Source organism: Chitinophaga eiseniae (assembly GCF_900167135.1).
GTDB classification, from domain to species: domain Bacteria; phylum Bacteroidota; class Bacteroidia; order Chitinophagales; family Chitinophagaceae; genus Chitinophaga; species Chitinophaga eiseniae.
On sequence record NZ_FUWZ01000004.1, the window covers coordinates 140,254 to 158,428 of the forward strand.

11 protein-coding genes are annotated in these 18,175 nt (G+C 52.0%); all 11 read right to left on the minus strand.

Features of this window, described 5'->3' with window-relative positions:
• Positions 1-51: 51 nt before the first annotated feature.
• The 11 genes from B5D63_RS24385 to B5D63_RS24435 all read right to left on the minus strand — a co-directional run bounded on the left by B5D63_RS24385 (position 52) and on the right by B5D63_RS24435 (position 18,159).
• On the minus strand, positions 52-504 hold the full coding sequence (locus B5D63_RS24385; protein ID WP_078671487.1) for a DUF3347 domain-containing protein: 453 nt from the start codon (positions 502-504) through the stop codon (positions 52-54).
• Positions 505-517: 13 nt separating this feature from the next.
• On the minus strand, positions 518-730 hold the full coding sequence (locus B5D63_RS24390; protein ID WP_078671488.1) for a heavy-metal-associated domain-containing protein: 213 nt from the start codon (positions 728-730) through the stop codon (positions 518-520).
• A gap of 117 nt (positions 731-847) precedes the next feature.
• Complete coding sequence (locus B5D63_RS24395; protein WP_078671489.1) at positions 848-1,903, minus strand: ferredoxin--NADP reductase; 1,056 nt, start codon at positions 1,901-1,903, stop codon at positions 848-850.
• Between the two features lie 35 nt (positions 1,904-1,938).
• Complete coding sequence (locus tag B5D63_RS24400; RefSeq protein WP_078671490.1) at positions 1,939-4,209, minus strand: heavy metal translocating P-type ATPase; 2,271 nt, start codon at positions 4,207-4,209, stop codon at positions 1,939-1,941.
• A gap of 84 nt (positions 4,210-4,293) precedes the next feature.
• The gene (locus tag B5D63_RS24405; RefSeq protein WP_078671491.1) at positions 4,294-4,695 is read right to left on the minus strand and encodes a helix-turn-helix domain-containing protein; all 402 of its coding nucleotides are present in this window, start codon (positions 4,693-4,695) and stop codon (positions 4,294-4,296) included.
• Between the two features lie 97 nt (positions 4,696-4,792).
• A complete protein-coding gene (locus B5D63_RS24410) occupies positions 4,793-6,103 on the minus strand; it encodes an ATP-binding protein (protein WP_078671492.1) in 1,311 nt (436 codons plus the stop codon).
• Between the two features lie 2 nt (positions 6,104-6,105).
• Positions 6,106-6,642 carry a T6SS immunity protein Tdi1 domain-containing protein gene (locus B5D63_RS24415; RefSeq protein ID WP_159456141.1) on the minus strand — a complete coding sequence of 179 codons (537 nt, stop codon included), beginning with the start codon at positions 6,640-6,642 and terminating at the stop codon, positions 6,106-6,108.
• Between the two features lie 10 nt (positions 6,643-6,652).
• Positions 6,653-10,012: an eCIS core domain-containing protein gene (locus B5D63_RS24420; RefSeq protein WP_078671494.1), complete on the minus strand. Its 3,360-nt coding sequence runs from the start codon at positions 10,010-10,012 to the stop codon at positions 6,653-6,655.
• Positions 10,013-10,031: 19 nt separating this feature from the next.
• Positions 10,032-11,465 carry a contractile injection system tape measure protein gene (locus B5D63_RS24425; protein WP_078671495.1) on the minus strand — a complete coding sequence of 478 codons (1,434 nt, stop codon included), beginning with the start codon at positions 11,463-11,465 and terminating at the stop codon, positions 10,032-10,034.
• Between the two features lie 120 nt (positions 11,466-11,585).
• Entirely contained in the window at positions 11,586-14,840 is a 3,255-nt protein-coding gene (locus tag B5D63_RS24430) for a 3'-5' exonuclease family protein (RefSeq protein WP_078671496.1), read from the minus strand.
• A gap of 55 nt (positions 14,841-14,895) precedes the next feature.
• Positions 14,896-18,159, minus strand: a complete 3,264-nt coding sequence (locus B5D63_RS24435) for a hypothetical protein (protein ID WP_078671497.1) — start codon at positions 18,157-18,159, stop codon at positions 14,896-14,898.
• Positions 18,160-18,175 lie beyond the last annotated feature (16 nt).

Below are 18,175 nucleotides of genomic sequence, written 5' to 3' on the forward strand. Positions count from 1 at the left end.
GGAAAGTGGCGTGGGGAGCGGGAAGAGGGCCCGGCTCCCCTGCCACGGCTGTTACTTGATGGTATCGTTTACTTTACCGCAGGTCAGCATCTGGCTGCCGTAGTAAGGGTTTTTGATGGCGCTGCTGTTGCTGAGCCAGGAGGCCTTTTTCATCGGGCAGTACTCCTGGTAGATCGGCTGGTCAGACAGTTTGGATGACTTGGCCAGCTGATACAGATCGTCAGACAAGGTTTTGAAGGCTTCCCGCTGGCGGGCCAGGTCTTTGCTACCGGTGATACCAGATGCGTCAGCAATCAGTTTGTCTTTTACGGCTGCATCGGATGTTTTGGCGGCCTGCACAAAAGAGGCGGCGGCACGGGCTGCATTATCAGCATTACCGCTTACCAGTGCATCTTTGATGCTGTAGTAATTGGTCAGGAGTGGAGATTGTCCTTTGTCCTGGGCTTCACCGCGGAATTGGAAGAGGGCGGTGAGCATGGATGCGGCAAAAATAAACTTTTTCATATCTGTAATTTTTTTAGGCGATGTTTTCGGCTTTGTAACCGGCTGTTTCAACTGCTTTGCGGATAGCGGCTGCATCTACGTTGTCAGCGGAAACGGTGAGTACTTTGTCTGGTGATTGCAGGTCTACCTCCCAGTTGTCGGCGCCGGCGGTTTCGTTTAATCCGGCAGTTACTTTTTCGAGGCAACCTGAACATTTGATATTGGTTTTGAACTGTACTGTTTCCATTTTATTTAACTTTTAATGTGGTGAATGTTTTTGTTTTTGTTGATGATGTAAAATTACATCCGATGAGGTGCTGTACTGTTATACAATTGAGTAATCGTTTTACATAATTATGAGGTGTTATTCCTCAATGGTTACCGTTACTTCATTGTTGAGCGGAAACGCCTGGCAGAGCAGCACATAGCCGGCGTCTACATCTTCTTTGCGGAGGGCGAAGTTCTGTTGCATATGTACGGCGCCCTGGGTAAGGAGGGCGGCGCAGCGGCCGCAGGTGCCCGACTGGCAGGAGTGGGGAAGCGGTATCCTTTCTTCCAGTGCTGCGGCGAGTATTGTTTGCCCGGGCTGCACTTCCAGCAGGTTGCTTTGCTCGTAGTAATGCAGCAGTACTTCCTGGGTGCTGCCGGGCAGCGCAATGGCCGGGGTAGTTGTTTCCGGTGAAAATGATTCCAGCCGTATATGCGTTTCCGGTATACCCAGCGATGCCAGCGATTCCTCGTGCAGCTTCATCAGTTCGGTGGGGCCGCAGACGAAAAAATGTGCGGGGTCCGTGGTGTCACCGATCGCCTGTTTGACCAGTTTTTTGATGATGATCCTGTTGAGCCTTCCGGTCATGATGTTGACCGGGTCGTCTGCTGCGGCGGTATGTTTGGATAAAACATATTGTATGCGGATATTGTTGTGCCGGGCTTCCCAATCGTCCAGGGCATTTTTGAAGATGGTCTCGGGGATGCTGCGGCTGGCATAGAGCAGCGTGATACGGGTGTCGGGCTGCTGAAGGGACAATGTACGGATGATGGAGAACAGCGGGGTGATGCCGCTGCCGCCGGCCAGCAATACGATATGGCGGTAGTTGCTGGTGTCGTCGTCCAGGGTGAAGGCGCCGTAGGGGCCGTCGATGTCCCAGCTGCGGATGTTCTCCGCGTTTTCGGTAATATACCCGCTCATCAGGCCGCCCGTAACTTTCTTGATGGTGATTGCCGGTGCGGCATCAGTGCCGGGAGCGGAGCTGAGGGAGTAGGAACGGGTGACCGGCTGTCCATCAATCCTCAGGGTGAGATTGATGAACTGGCCGGCCAGGTATTGAAAGGTTTCCCCGCGTGTATCGAAAATAATGGTGACGGTGTCTGTTGTTTCCCGGACCACCTGTTGCGTGTACCAGGTATATGATAAAGGCATTGCTGTGTGATAAAATAGTTTTAAAAGGTAAAAGATCAGAGTTTAGCTGTTTTAAGGCGCAGACTGTTGGATACTACGCTGACGGAGCTGAGTGCCATGGCTGCGCCGGCGATCATTGGGTCGAGCAGGAAACCGTAGGCAGGGAAGAGGATGCCGGCGGCCACCGGTATACCGATGACATTATAGATAAAGGCCCAGAAAAGGTTCTGTTTGATGGTGGCCACTGTTTTGCCGGACAGTTTCAGCGCTTTCGGGATGCTGTTCAGATCGGAGGTGATCAGTGTCATTTTGGCTACGTCCATGGCGATGTCGGAGCCTTTGCCCATCGCGATGCTGACATCTGCCTGTGCCAGCGCCTGGGAGTCGTTGATACCATCGCCTACCATCGCCACGGTTTTGCCTTTTTCCTGCAGTTGCTGTACAAAAGTGGCTTTGAAGGAAGGCATTACTTCTGCGAAGTATTGGGTGATACCTACCTGTTGGGCTACTGCGGCGGCTGTCTGCTGGTTATCACCGGTGAGCATGTATACTTCGATGCCCCGGCGTTGCAACGCTGCGATCGCGGCGGCTGAACTTTCTTTAATGCGGTCGGCGATGGCTACCACGGCCAGAATTTGTTTGCCGCGGGCGAAGTAGATCACGGTTTTAGCGGCTGCCTGCAGGCTTTGTGCGAGGGTGACGGATTTGCCGTCCAGCACCACGCCGTTTTCCTGCAGGAGTTTTTTATTGCCGGCGAAATAGGTTTCACCGTTATAGCTGCCTTTCACACCCTGGCCGGTAACGCTTTCGAAAGCGGAGAGGGTGACCGCTCTGGTGCCGGCCTGCTGGAGATGCTGTGCGATGGCGGCTGCCAGCGGGTGTTCGGACTGTTGTTCGAGGGCGAAAAGCACGCCCTGGTCTGTTTCTTTTTGTTGGTCATCTACATATAAAAGATCGGTGACAACAGGTTTACCTTCTGTGATGGTACCGGTTTTATCAAGGATGATGGCATTTACTTTATGCGCCAGTTCCAGGCTTTCCGCGTCTTTGATGAGGATATTGTTTTCTGCGCCTTTACCAACACCTACCATGATGGCGGTGGGGGTAGCGAGGCCAAGGGCACAAGGGCAGGCGATCACCAGTACGGTCACGGAAGTGAGCAGGGCATGGGTGAAGGCGTTGTCGCCGCCGAATACCATCCAGGTGATGAAGGTCAGGATGGCGATGCCGATCACGATGGGTACAAAGATACCGGCGATTTTGTCGACCAGTTTCTGTACCGGCGCTTTACTGCCCTGGGCTTCCTGTACCATTTTGATGATATGGGCCAGCAACGTGTCTGCCCCTACTTTGTCGGCTCTGAAGCGGAAGCTGCCTTTCTGGTTGATGGTACCGGCGAAGACGGATTCTCCTTCTTTTTTCAGCACGGGCACTGGCTCGCCGGTGATCATGCTTTCGTCTACATAGGAGTCGCCGGCGCTAACGGTACCGTCTACCGGTATTTTTTCTCCTGGTTTTACCAGTAATATATCGCCCACTTTTACGGTGGAAATAGGTACTTCACGGGTGTCGCCGGAGGCGTCTACCAGCAAAACGGTCTTAGGTTGCAGGCCGATCAGTTTTTTGATGGCGGAAGAGGTATTGGATTTCGCTCTTTCTTCCAGCAGTTTTCCCAGCGAGATGAAGGCGATCACCACGGCAGCGGCCTCGAAGTACACGTGTGCGTGCAGGCCGCGCTGGTGCCAGAAGTCAGGGTAAATGGTATTAAAGGCGCTGAATACCCAGGCGATGCCGGTACTGAGGGCTACCAGCGTGTCCATATTGGCTTTACCGTGACGGGCCTGTTTCCATGCGTTGATAAAAAAGCTGCGGCCGAGGAAAAATACCACCGGGGTGGACAATGCCATCATGATCCAGTTGCCATAGGGCATGTCCATGAAAAACATACCAATGATGACGATGGGGAGCGACAGCACAGAAGCCCAGATGGTACGCTGTTTTACCGCTTTGTAATGCGCCTGTTGGGCGGCTTCTTTGATTTCGTCCTGATTTTCTTTCTCGATCACGATGTCATATCCCACGCTTCTCACGGCGTCGCGTAGCTTTTCGGGAGAGGTAACGGCAGGATTATATTCCACCCAGGCGCTCTGGTTGGCGAAGTTCACGCCGGCGGCGTTTACTCCTTCTACGGAGCCCAGCATGGATTCTACGCTGACAGCGCAGGCGGCGCAGGTCATTTCCAATACAGGGTAAGTTTCTTTAATCAGTCCTTTTTTATGTTGATGGCTGCTGGCCCTGGATGTATCGTTTAGTGTCAAGGTGGTCATAGCGGTCTGTTTTATAATTTTTACAAAGGTACCGACGGTGCGGGGCGGCGTTGTTATATGATTAAGGATGATTTGTATATAATTTTAAGATGATTTTCCGGGCATGGCCTGAATAGACTGCCTGGACTTCCGGATTTCCTTGAAATAGCCCGGATTCAGCCCCGTAGCGGCCTTAAAATGGGCCGATAACTGGCGGGCGTTGTGGTATCCCAGTTTGACTGCTATCTGTTGCAGGGGGATGTCGGTATATACCAGCCATTCCTTCGTCTTCTCAGTACGCAGGTTTTCTATATATTTTTCTAATGTAATATTTTCAGTCGCCAGGAAAGCCTGGCAGACAGTGGCGTAGTCCAGCTGAAGGGACTGAGCGATAGCTGTGGGCAGACTGAAATGGTCCGGGAAAACAAAATCGCCGCCGTAGATTTTTTCTGTCAGCTGTTTTACGGCCAGGGTAATGGTTTCGGATGTGGACGTAAGCGGTTGCATGTCATCAGTGTTTTTTATGATGACAAAATTGGCGGACTTAAGGGGCGGAATCGTTACACAATTACGGGAAACACTTATAAAATTTGGAAAGTCCCTGCTATTTACCTTCTTTCATCAGTTCACGGTGGATGGCGTTTTGCAGGTCGGGCGCGGTAAGCTCCTGCCGCTGATCGCTGATGAGTTTAAGGCAGCAATGGAAAGCAATGTTATTGATATTGGAGCCGGTAAGTTCGTGGTGTTGGGATATTTGTTCCAGCGAGATGGAAGGAGACAGGGTGACTTTGTCGGGGAAGGCGCGGTTCCACAGGATATGTCTTTCCGGCGCTGCTGGTACCGGGAAATAGATGACGCTCTGCATTCTGCGCAGGAAGGCTTCGTCCATATTGCCTTTGAAATTGGACGCCAGGATAATCAGCCCGTCATAGGCTTCGATGCGTTGCAACAGGTAGCCGACTTCCTGGTTGGCGTATTTATCGTGCGCATCGCGGATCTCTGTTCTTTTACCGAAGAGTGCGTCGGCTTCATCGAAGAACAGTATCCAGTTTTTTCTTTCTGCCCGGTCGAAAATGCGGGACAGGTTTTTTTCGGTCTCACCGATATATTTAGACACTACTTTAGACAGGTCTATCCGGAATACATCGCGGCGGGTGTATTTGCCCAGCAAGGTGGCGGCCATGGTCTTACCAGTGCCTGGCGGGCCATGGAATAAAGCACAGTAGCCTCGTTTTACTTTCCGGATCATTTGCCACTCATCCAGGAGGGTGCGGTGATGCATGACCCACTGTTCGATTTCCCTGATCTGTTGCAGTGTGTTTTCCTGTAGCACCAGGTCGCTCCACAACAGGTCTGTCGTAATATATTCCGCTGCAAATTCCGGTGAGAAGCGCGGATGGATAACGTGGCCGGTGAGCCAGTAGTCCAGCGTTTCCGGCGCCAGTACCAGTTGACCGGACATGACCGGTTCTCCCGGGCTTACGGCTTCTATGCTCAGGGTGCCCTGCCGGAAAAAGCGGCTTTGTTGCAACAGGTTGTTTTGCAGGTCTACCCGTTTGTCGGGATCATTACCGGCCAGCACAAACAGCAGGGTTTCGCCGGTGGGCAGCATACCACGGTGATGCAGCGACTTAATGCCGCCGAACGGAATAAAATCCCCGCCTTCGGGAATATATTCCCGAAGCACGTCCTCGAAGAATCCAGGCTGTAAATGAGGGGCAAGCGCCAGCAGGAGGGCGATAAACTCACCGGCGTCGGGCTGGGCTTCTTCCATCCACCTGGCAAAAGGGGAGCTGTCATGCACATAGGCGTCGGCGTTGATGGTTACGCTGGCAGCTTTGCCGAAATGCAGCGACAATCGCCCAAGAATATATTCACGGAGGTATTGCAGGGGAATATGAAAAGAGGTGTTCATGGTCAGAGTTGTGACAGGATGATCAATTGTTCTTTGTATTTCACGCGTTGTATGTTGTTGATGTCTTTATCTCCGCCCATGGCGAGGGCGGGCACAAAGGCATAACATTCATCGAGCTCCGGCGCTCCAAGTGTATCGACGGTCTGCTGGTAGAGGTCCATCAGAAGGTTATCGATGAGCATCCCTTCGTCTATCACCAGGTCATTCATGATATAGTTAAAATCATCGTCATCACCGATGATCTCCACGACGTTGATCACCGGGTCCATGATCCTGAATTTGGTATCATGAAAAAAAATCAGCTGCCCGAACGCGAATTTCAGAAAAGGAAAACATTGCTTCGGAGGGAGGTTCCACAATTCAAGCACGTCGTTATAATCTACCGGGTTTACCAACGTCACAAACCCTTTGTTGTACCCGGTGACCTTTCTGCCTTGCAGCGTTTCCCGCATGTCTGGCGGTACAGCCGCGCCGGCGGGTATCTGTATGTCTTCGGCGTATGTTTTCCATTCAGGGTGAACGGTGAGAAATTTTTCCATAGTCATGGTTTTAGGTAATGACGGTATTAAACCGGAAGTTCATATATATCTTTGACTGTTTCTCTTTGGGTATTTTACCCTTCAGCGTAACGCTATACCCTTCCAGCGTGGCACGGTGCCTGGAGCCTACGGAGCCCACATAACTATTGTATTTTCCGACTTCCATAGAGTGGAATACATTCACGTCACCACCGAGGATAAAGTCGGCGCTATGGGAAGCATGGGTGCCGGATTGTTGTGCCTGCGCAATGGCGAGTGCGTCTTCTTCCTTCATGGCGATTCCTTTTGACTTGGCGTCTTTTAGGATGGCTTCCGCTTTTTTCTTCAGGTCATGTTCCCTGTAGGTGTCGCGGTAGGTACGTTTTTCTTTCACGGTAAAACTCTTGAAAGAGTCGATGTTATTGATCCACCGTTCGACTGTCAGGCTATTGAGATAATCCTGATGATGTGATACTGCCAGTATCAGTGCAGACCTGTCGAATTGGGTTTTGGCAGTTTGCACCTGCATGGCGAAAGTCAGTGGGAAGGGGTCTAACTTCACGGCGTCATCTGTCGGGACGGCTGCATCCACATATTCCACATCGGTGCCAACCACTTTCCATGGGTTTACCACGCCTTTGATGCTCCACTTGTTGCCCTGTCTGATGGCTTCGAGCGACTGGAAGCCGTACCGTACCTTGATCGCGGCGAACAGTGGGTCGAGCACCAGTTTACCGACTTTTTTGCCGGCGAAGCGGTTGGCGGCGGCCTGGGCTTTTTGCAGCCCTACTTTCAGCCGTTCTTCCGGATCTTTGGGCACGCCTGTCTGTGCTATTTTGCCCAGCAGTTTTTTACCATTGGTCACGAGCCAGTCCACCAGTTTGTCCATGGCTTTGTCTACCGGTGCGCGTAGTTTTTTGATGATCGCCACGATTTTGTCGGCTATTTTGCCCAGGCCGAGGAAGTTGGCCAGGAAGCTGATGGCCAGTTTGAGCAGTCCGCCCAATACATTTTCCACCGCATTGGCGGCTTTACCGATATTGCCGCTGGCGATTTCCACGATGCTGTTCACTACCGCCAGGCCTACCTGCGCAATCTGCCGGATCTTCTGGATCACAAACATGATGGTATCATAGATGGCGATGATGGCCTGTATGAACGCGCCGACGGGGTTGAGGCTGGAGAGCAGTTTGGTAATGGCTTTCTGTACTACCGTTACCGTTACGTACATAGTGACTTCCTGGAAGAATTGTGCTTTCAGTTCTTCTATCTTGTCCTGTATCTTGTCCCATGCGGCAGCGGGGCCTTCTGTGACCAGTGTTTTCAGGATGTCGAAGCCTGTTTCCAGTGCGGCCACGGCTGTTTCACCGAGGGCTTTCACCAGTTTCACGCGGAGGTTCTGCCAGGTGAGGCCGAAGACCGAGAGGCCCAGTTTCAGCAGTTCTTTGGGTGCAAAGGACTGCGGGATATAGATGTTGGCGCCTTCCAGGGAGCCGAGCAGCCAACCGACGATCGCTTTTTTGAACCAGGTGCCGATGCGGTCTTTGAACTGGTTGAATCCTTTCTTTACGGCGTTCATCAGGTGCCTTACGAATACCATCGGCTTTTCCAGGATGCTGCGGAAAGCGCTGCGCGCTTTGGCCAGGTAAGGCATAGCGCCCGGGGCCACTACGGAGAAGATGATCTCCAGGAGGTCGAAGATGGTGTTGAGCGCCCAGTTAAAGAAGGCGGTGGCAAAGCTGCCGAATACGCCGAATACTTTCTTGAAGAGGTTGGGCAGTATGATGAAGTCCATCACTTCGAGCGACTTCAGCATGGCGATGAACTGTGCGGGAAAGCTGGTGACCAGTGTTACCAGTCCTTTCATCGCATTCTGGAACCAGGCGAAAGCTTTCTGTATAGCGTTGCCTTTTTTGATATTGTCCCAGATGTCCTGCCGTCCGATCATCTTCATGAAGCCGCCGATGAGCGTATCAGCGTTACGGGGCACTGTTTCACCGGTGATGGGGTTGGTGCCCAGTACGGCGCAGAGGAGGTCAAATCCGGGTGCTTTGGCGGCTAGTTCTCCGAGGGGTTTCAGTACCGCATCACGGATGAACTGCATAATGGCCTGGAAGATACTTTTGATAAAGTCGATGATATCGTTCACCGGTTTGGTGAAGATGGCGACGGCTCTTTCCCAGGTGCGTACGGGGTGGAGGATGATATCGAGGAAGTCCAGGTCGTCCATGAACTGGCTGACGGCGGATTTGACTTCGCCCATCAGGCCGGAGAAACGTTTCAGCTGTTGTTCCACCCAGCTGCCGGCTTTTTCGAAGACGTTGTATTTATCCAGTGCTTCCGTGATCAGGTGGCCGCCCGGCAGGAATTCCACGATGGCCCGCAGGATATTGGCGGCACTGCGGTCGGCCGATTCGCCGTTGATGGGGTTAACGCCGATCACGATGGTGAACATGCGGTAGCCGGGGATGTGATAGGCTTTTTCCGCGAGCCAGTCGAGCACGTCCTGCCAGGAGGGAATATCTATGCCAAGGAAACGTTGTATCTGCGGCGCCATTGCGGTGGCCATGGGGCCTGCCGGCTGGGCGGCCGCGCTGCGCTGCACGCTCTGTCCCTGTTGTATGGTATGCGTCAGCTCGTGGGCCAGCAGTTGTTTGCCTGCCGGTGCTTCGGGCTGATACTGGTTGTTGTTGAAGAAGATATGGTTTTGATAGGTGAAAGCTTTAGCGCCCAGTTGGTTATTGAGTTGTGCCGATTCCGGCCCGGTATGGATGCGTACATTGCTGAAGTCGGCATTGAACCGGCTCTCCATGAAACTACGGGTATCGTCGGAGAGGGTGAAGCCGCCGGCGCTCTGTTGCCGGATACCTTCACCGATTTCGTTGGTGACGGTAATGGGCGTGCCTTCTCCTTTGCGCTGAACGGTAGTGTCTTCTTTCTTCTGTACTTGCTGTTCTTCCTTTTTCTGTACTTGTTGTTCTTCTTTCTTCTGTACCTGTTCTCCTTTTTTTTGTATTTTCTGTTCTTCTTTTTTTTGTACTTTTTCTTCCGGTTTGGCCTGTACTTTTTGCCCTTCCTGCGCTTTAGCCTGTACTTTTTTAGGGTCTTTATGTTTAGCCTGTAGTTTGCCGTCTTCTTTTTTTGTCTGTATCTTTTTCCCCGCAGGTATTTTGGCGGCCGTTGTTGCCGCGGGCATACGCATTACTTTGTCTGCCATGCTGTCCGCTTCCTTTTCCGAAGGGTCATTGGGGGAGCCTACTTTGAGCTTGGTTTGTACCGGCGGCATAGCAGGCGCAAAGAAAGGCTTCTCTTCATTTTTCAATGAAGGCGCGCTTTTGGGGGCCTTTTGTGCGGCAGACGTTTTTGGGGCCGCATCTGCACCTGCTTTCATTCCTTTTTGGTTTAATCGGTTATATCCATTCCACCCAGATCATTTTGTGCGGGGTATAAGGCAACAGTATCATGTTATAGCTCCAGGGAATGTCGGGCAACAGCCATTCATCATAGCTTTCCCGCTCCACCTGCAGCAGCCAGTTGTCATCGTTTTCCCGGACCGACAGTTTTCCCGGCCGCCGCAGGAAGCTGGACTGCAGCCCTTCCGGGCTGGTATTTTTCAGCGAAGGCCAGTGGCTGATCACCATGGTAAGCAGACTGGCAGCTTCATCCTGGTGGGCCGGTTCAATAGTAGTCACCCTTTCGATAGTTTGTGACAAGGGAATGCCACAGAGTATTTTGTTCAGCACCATTTCTTCTTCTCCGATGTCTGTCCGGCCCGTTGCCAGCCATTCCAGCAGGGCGGCGGCATAACCGGGTCGCAGCAATTTCTTTTCATTGGCAGCTTCACAATATTGCAGGAAACGGCTGATGAAGGGAGACAGTAATACCAGCCCGGCGTTATGTACATAATATCCGTCGGAGAGGGGAGCGCTGCGGTGTTCTTCCTCCCGAAGGGGACCTGTGTTTGTTTTTTCTTTGGGGGAGATGCCTGCTTGTTGCGCCAGTTGCTCTTGTAACCGGGCCTGTAGCGGGCCCGGAAGGTACGCTTTCACCAGCGCCTGAAGCTGTGGCGGTGTGACAGGCAGCAGCCTGGTCAGCGCGCCGGCCAGCAGTTTTTCCGCTGCTGGCGTCGTATGCTCCTGCAGTACTGTTTCGAGTTGCCATTGGCGTATAGCTGTTTCCGTTATATGTCGTGCATCAGGAATATACTGTTGTAACGTGATGACCGCCGATATTGTAGCAGCATACATATCCGGCGTTATCTGGTGCAGCAGCTGTTGTTGCCAGGCGGCGGAGAACTGTGCTGTCAGCCGTTCGCGCGCCATGGGCGAAGTACGTAATATATGCAGCAGCTGAATTGTCTGTGGGGAGGAGGCAAAAAAAATGTTGAGCATAACACCCTTCCATTCCGGTATCCTGTCCTGCGACACCCACCAGGGATATACGCCATGCAGAAGGAAATGGAAGAGCATTTGCTCAACATTCCGATGATTGGCACTTTGTGCTTCTCTTCTTTCTCTATTTTCTATCCTTATTACGTCGAAGGGAGTGGCAGATACTTCCCGGGAAGCGGGTGGTATCTTTTGCGCAAGCGTTGCTTTCAACTGCTGCGCTACAGCGTTTGTAAACAACTGCGAGAGATTGTTGCTCCGCAGGTCTTCAACGCTGATACTAAGATAATCAAAAATCAGATCATCTTCTAAAAAATCATAGGGCGCCAGCACTTTTTCGAGCGCCGGCAGCAACTCATTTTCGCACAGGGCAGCCACCTCACGCTGCAGTTGCAGCGCCTGTGATTCCGGACCGTTGAAGGTCACTTCCACCAGCTGTTTTTGAATGAGATGCATATTGATCTGATAGTTTTTGGTGATTAATTATCAGTCTCCGAATAATTGAACGGGTCCTGTGGGGTACGCTGTTCCTGTCTGCAATACCTTTTGCACGGGGAGCCGGATATGAACTATGATTTATGCTCTTCGCACGAGATATTCAGCGTACGCCCAACAGCCGTTTTTGTCGATCGCGATGGCCCTGATTTTTTCGGGCAACAGGTCTACACTGTCGAGGTGGAATTCAGGCCCCGTGCCGAAGCCGGGTATTCCACCTTCTGCAATCCAGTAAATGGCTTTAAACTCGCCCGTCACAAAGTAAAAGGTGTCAGTTTCCCGCTTGATAACCAGCGAATCACTCGAGCAGGGTTTCTGAATATTAACGCCTTTGCACCGGTCGTCAATATTACATCCATATTTAGGCAACCGTGTCTGATTGCTGTTCTGATTGCGGATTTGCAATTGTGCGTCGACACCTGTTTTTGTATAACGGTAATCGTAATAGTATCCATCGATGTCCATACGTATCCGCAAGTCAAATGACTGGCAAGGGAAAGACGTGATCATGAACTGTCCGCTGAGTTTGGCATCTTTTACCACATACCCGATCTTCAGACTGCCTTTGGCCACTTTATCTATCCGCTGGTTAATGATCTCTGTTACCGCCTTCATGAAATCATGGTAATTCGCGTTTTTGATACCACCTACTTGCTGGAGATAGTCGGTGATGTCTTTAACAAACTGTTCGTCCATCAATATCATCCCGTTTTCATCGGTGATAGTGAGGTAAGCCACTTCCATGCGGATCAGTTTAGCAGGGAATACTTTCTGTTCCGGCAGCGCCATCCATACCGGATACAGGCATTGGGTGACGAGTCCCTTGCAGGGGAGGTCACAGGGTGGTTCACAGGTTTTAGCGGGCACCTGAACGGTTACGCTGCCGCCTTTGCTGTCAGTAATAACAACGGTCCCTGACTGATTGCTGCCAAACTGCAGGTCAAACCGGCTGTTGACGTTGTTGTTATTGGCTTTATAGGGAGGTGTGCCACCCGTAATGAGAAAGTGTACCACCTGCTGGCCATCCTTACATTCGGAGCCGGTAATATCCACGCCCAGTGGTTGTGCGCTTTCATTGATCGTATACTGGACGGTGCTGCCATCGCCACAACATTGATACGGCAGATAGAAGTCTGCAAACACAATACCTTCGGCGATGCTCACCGGTACGCCGGTGGCGAAACCGGCGACGACGCCTCTGCCAAACGGTGGTTTCCGCGTTCCCGATTTGTATTTACCCAGCATGGGCTGAAATGTTTTTTCGATGAACTCCCCGGCCTGCGGATCGTTGGCGTCTACCTGTCCCAGCAGGGTGCTGATCACGGACGCTGTTCCCGCATCTGGCTGATAGAACTTAAAGGCCTGTTCATCCAGCTTGTATTTGTTGGTGACGGCATCCAGGTAAATGAGATCGCCGAAGTACTTTCCGGGTTGCGAGGTGGTAACGACTTCTCCGTGATACACGATCACAAACGTACCGCCAGTGGGCACGCCGGCTTTATGCTGCAGGCCCGCATGTTTTTCCGCATAGTTGCTAAGCAGGAACTGTTGCTGCAGTTTCGCCATTCGGTTATTATAGATGTCCAGCAGTTTCACCAGCTCGGACACGTCGCAGGGAATACCGCCGATGGTCAGCGCTTTCAGCATGACCAGCATGGTCTGGTTGTTGGGCGGCACCGGATCGTTGAGCTGTGCCAGCTTGGTTAGTTTCTTAAATGCTTCGATCGTGGGATGCGTACCTCCTTTGCAGACAATGTCGGCCTGTATCAGCAGGAATGCGCTTTCGAGATCGGCAAACTGTGCTTCGAAGGTATTGCCCGTCAGGGCATCCGGCTTGTTACCGGTTTTAACAGCCACAATATCGAAGGGCAACCGGTTGTTATTGATGATGCCCTGCAGGTAGTTCACGACTGACTTGTAGTTTTTGCCCACATGACCTTCTATCCGGAAGAAGTTATACGGCTCTATATCATACCGCAGCGGATTTTTTACAAAATCTTCCGTAGCGGGATATTCGATAGCGCGGTATGATAAATTCTGATTGGCCTTACCGGCTTTGGTGAGATGGTAGTTCCAGTATTCAAACAATTGCCGGTTGTTGCTTTGTTTGTCCTCGCTGTAATAGTGAGGGATGGCTTTGCCTGACAGAACGCTGCCCAGATAGCTGGGCGTCACCCGCAGATCGCTATTGCTGACGCCGCCGCCGGCGATGATCGTCGGCGCCGCTATTTTCGGGAATGTCAGCAGCATCATATAAAGGCGGTTGAGCAGCTGCACTATTTCTTCTGTTCGTTGTCCTTCCCGCGCCACTGCAGGTGATGGTGAAAAATAGTGACGATAAGCGCTGGGGGACGGGGGATTTACGGCCTCCTTCAGGAAGAGATGCCGTGGAAACCACGTGGGGTCGGGGCAGCAGGTGGCCAGTACTGCACCGGATTTGGTCTTTATCTCGTTGTAGGTGTCTACCAGGTCGCTGACGAAATCAAAATAATACTGATAGTAATATTCCACCGGCAGTTTAATGGTGCTGTCGTTGTCATAACTAAAAATAGTGTTGTTCTGAATCAGGTTACCTAATGCTGTGGCATTGCTGTTCAGGAAGGCAAAAGTATCTGACAGCTTTTTCAGATTGGCGAGCACCTTATCGATAAAGGCTTTGGTCAGAATGATCTTGTAGGCCCTGATCACGTCCGGGGTGGTATTGAGGGCTGTTTTAGAGACGTCGAAGCGGGGCATCCGGATATCCGGTAAGGCAGCCTTGTTAGGATAACCGGGGATGACCGCCTTGATTTTGTCCGCATCGCTTTTGCGTATCAGCAATGGTTGTATGGTGACGCCCACGGTGGAGCCTTTATCATCACAGGAGTTGGGCAGACAGTTTTTGTTGCCGGTTTTATTCAGTTCCACAAACAGCATCACCACTTTGTCCTGCAGGAAAGGAGTGTCGAGGTTCCGGGCGGAAGGATCGGGGTTGCTGATAGGGATCTGCGGCAGCAGCTGCCAAAGCGGGTATAAATTGGCGCCCGCATTGTTTTGCAGCACAGGGTAAGCTACCTCTTTCGGCAGGGCATAATTCTGCGACGCGGCATATACGAGGTCTGTCTCCTGGATGACGAGGTACCCGGCCGAGGTGACGCCCACCCCTTTGGTAATGGTCACTGTTTTACCATCTGCCGCGGTAATAGCGTCCAGCCCGCAAATGATACCGATGCCGATCAGATGGCTTCTGGTCAGCCGGGTTTGTTCATCATTGTACCCGAACAACAGGTTCAGTTGTTCGTTGGTGAGTATCTGGTTCGCCTCAAACTGAGGGTACTTTTGGATGGAAGGTATCATAATGATGATAATGACTTCTTTGATTTAACAATAGCTTTATCCTGTTCTGCCGGTTTTATCCGATGGCGGTGGCGCCAAGCCGGACGGGGTTCACATCATTGCCGTCTTCGCAGTCGTGCAGCGTTGCCGGCGGGTAGATGCTTTTCAGGGCCGACATCACCTGTATCAGCGTGGCATGTGTTTGCAGCAGTTGTATTTTGTCCGTATCGTAAAAAGTGGTGAAAACAGTGTTGACAGGCGTGGTGACGATACCATTGCAGACCGGAGCCACGGCGTTGATCATGGTATCGAAGGCCGCTTTTTGAAGTCCTCCGGCCAGCTGGGACACTACCCACAGGCGGATGGTTTCTCCATACTGTTCCATCAGGCTGTGCACACAAGGACAGATATCCTGTTGTTGTTTGCCGGGGTTTGCCTTGAGCAATGCATCTGTCAGTATATTTTCAAGGTAATTGTCTTTTGCGGTGAGTTTGGCGTTGGCGGTCAGCCAGGCGCACCAGGCCAGTTCCAGCCGGGTGAAGATGAAACAGTCAGTATGTGCGAGCCAGTAATCTACGATCCATATTTTTACTGTCGCCACACCTGCCGGTGTGATACCGGTTACCCCGTTGACGATGCCGTCTTTCACCTTGTCTTCGAAAAACTGTTCGACTTCGGCTTTTACCGGGAATACATTGTTGCCAGTAGCCAGCGCCTGCCGGTAGGCGTTGTTCATGGCAGCGATGGCTGCCTGGGCTACGAGACACAGCTGACGCAGCGTCTCTTCATCCCGGGTAGGGGGCAACGGTACCTGCAAGCCCCAGAGCAGGTCTGTCAGGTCGCACAGCAGCGTATTATCGCAGGCTTTGTTGTCTACCCAGCATATCTTCGGTAAAAGGTGGGCAGGCGTCTCCTGCCGGATGGTTTTCTCCGCATACCGCCGGTAGTCGATCTTCATGTTTTGCTCCAGCCATCCCGGCATCACGAAAGTGAGGCGGAAAGAGTAGGGGTCGTTATCGTAGCAGGTGTGACAGCTGCCGTCGAGACAGATGGGCAACAGTGCCTGCCCGGGTATGCGGGGCCGCAGCAGCAGATGTTCTATGATAACGAAGCTGGTAGCGGCGTCTATGTTAAGCAGGCTGTTAAGTCGCCGTTGCAATCCTGCGATATTCCCGGGAGTACAGGGGGCGATGATGCTGTAGTCGATCGCACGGGCACGGTTGTAACTGGCTTCCGGATAGTTGCTGAGGAAGTCTGTTTTTAGTTGCAACAGTGCTGTCTGCATGGCGGTTTGTTCGGCCGGAATGCTGCTATATCGGGCCAGCGCATATTCGCTGAAGCTTTCTGCAAACCGCGCCAGCAGATGGTCGAGAAAACGGTTGCGCCTCGTCAGTCCGCCATTGGGCGGTTCAGTGAGCGCTTGCAACGACGGGGGAGTGAGACCGTTATAGAGCGCTGTAACACCTTTGATGTCGCTGTCGGACAGCCAGTGCGTAAAATAGCTTTGCAACTGGCTGCTGTCTACCAGGAACAGATCACCGGCATGTTGGAGTTGTGCGAGATAGTTGACCAGCAGTTGTTCGAAAAACAACAGGTAGGTTTTGAGCTGCCGTGCCTGTGCCTTGCGCAGTGCGGGTTCGGTATCTGAAAGCCCGAATTCGCCGATGCCATAGGTAAGCGGATAGGAGTATTGTACCGGGTAATAATCCTCCATGTTCCTGATGGTGGCGGCAGGTATTTCCAGTTCGTTGCTGATACCTGTGGCTTTGAGGTATTCGTTGCTGCTGCGCAGCTCCTGCAAAATGCTATTCAGCTCTGCTTCGCTGGCGGCGAGGAAGGGAAGTCCGTTTTTATAAAAAAGGAATTTACTGCGCTGTACGTATAGCCGTGGCTGATGATCCGGCGTTATGGGCAGTATCCAGGGCTGGCTATGGTAAATTACCTCTCCGCGATCATCGTAGCTGGTCATCAGGAAATTGGTGATGCTCACCACTTCCGGTATATCCATGATGAGATTGATCATGTCTGAGGCATGTATCTCCTGTTTGATGTCCGTTTTGTCCAGGTCTTCATTTTTGATAAACCCGTTGTGTAGTCTTGGCCCGTTGAATATTTCCGTAATGTCGGTATCTTCTTTCAGTAGCTGTGCCAGTGAATATATCGGGATATTGGGGTTCAGGTATTGTTCTATTCTTACCATGATCTCCGCCTGTACCTTTTCGATGTCCGCGTCCGGTGTCAACTCCGCGTCCATGCAGATGCTGACGTCTTCCATGGGTACGAGAGAGATGTGACAGAAAGCCTCGTCCAGGTTACGGTGTGCGTTCAGGTTGGCCCTGGTGGCGTTGATCAGTGCATGTGTTTTTTCCAGCCCGTTTTTATAAGTGCTGATAATGCCTGGTACCTGTTGCAGGGCGCTGGTGATATCTGCTACCGCCAGGGCGCCGGCGTCGGAAAAGGACAGATATATGTTCAGCACAGCGTTATTGAAGGTGATGACCACGGCATTGCTGAGCGTCAGTTGCAGATCGATGAAGATAGCGCGCTGCATGGTTTTGGACAGGTTACTGTCGGTGACGGGCGTACCGTTGTTGTCCACCATTTTGTTCAACGCTACCGTGGTGACCGTGATGGTGTTGTCTATCAGATCTTTCCAGTCGTTCCATTTTTTGAGGATGTCTTCGTAGGCGGGCAAGCGGAGCTCTATGGTAGCGCGGCTGCTGCCGTAGGTCAGGGTTTGGTACACCCTGCCATCGTTGATGTCGCCAAATACGGGATCGTCATCGAGGGCAATCTGCACATCGTACAGCCCTTTGATATTTACTTTTTCAAAAGCCTGTTTCCCGTCGGGCGTATGACTTTTATACGTCAGCTGCCCGTTTTTTTCATCGGCATAGATCTCTGTTTCGCAGTTGCAGTCGTCGGCGCATTCATCAATGGTTCCTGTAGCGGTGGTATCATCGCAGCTGCAGTGGCGGGGCGCCAGCCAGGCGTTGTGGATGCCTTCCTGATCGATCATGAGCTTACGGTAGTCGTTGATCGTCAGCGGGTTCATCGTCAGGATTTCGTGGGCCGGGAAAAAAGCCTGTTTGTGCAGTTGGCTTTTGTCCATGTAGGCAGCGAAGAGGTCAGCTGTCGGGAAGCCGGTACGGTAGGCCAGGTCCGTGATGGCAAAGCACAGCAGCTCCAGTGTGGTGATACCCGGATCGTGAAGGTTGTAGTCTGTCCAGAACCGGCTGCCCAGCTGCTGGATGTATTGCATGCCCTGTTGCCGCAGGAAGTTGAAGTCTTCCGGTGGTTTCAGTTTGCTATTGCGGAGTATGACGCGCTGTTTTTCCATGATAGAATGACTTATG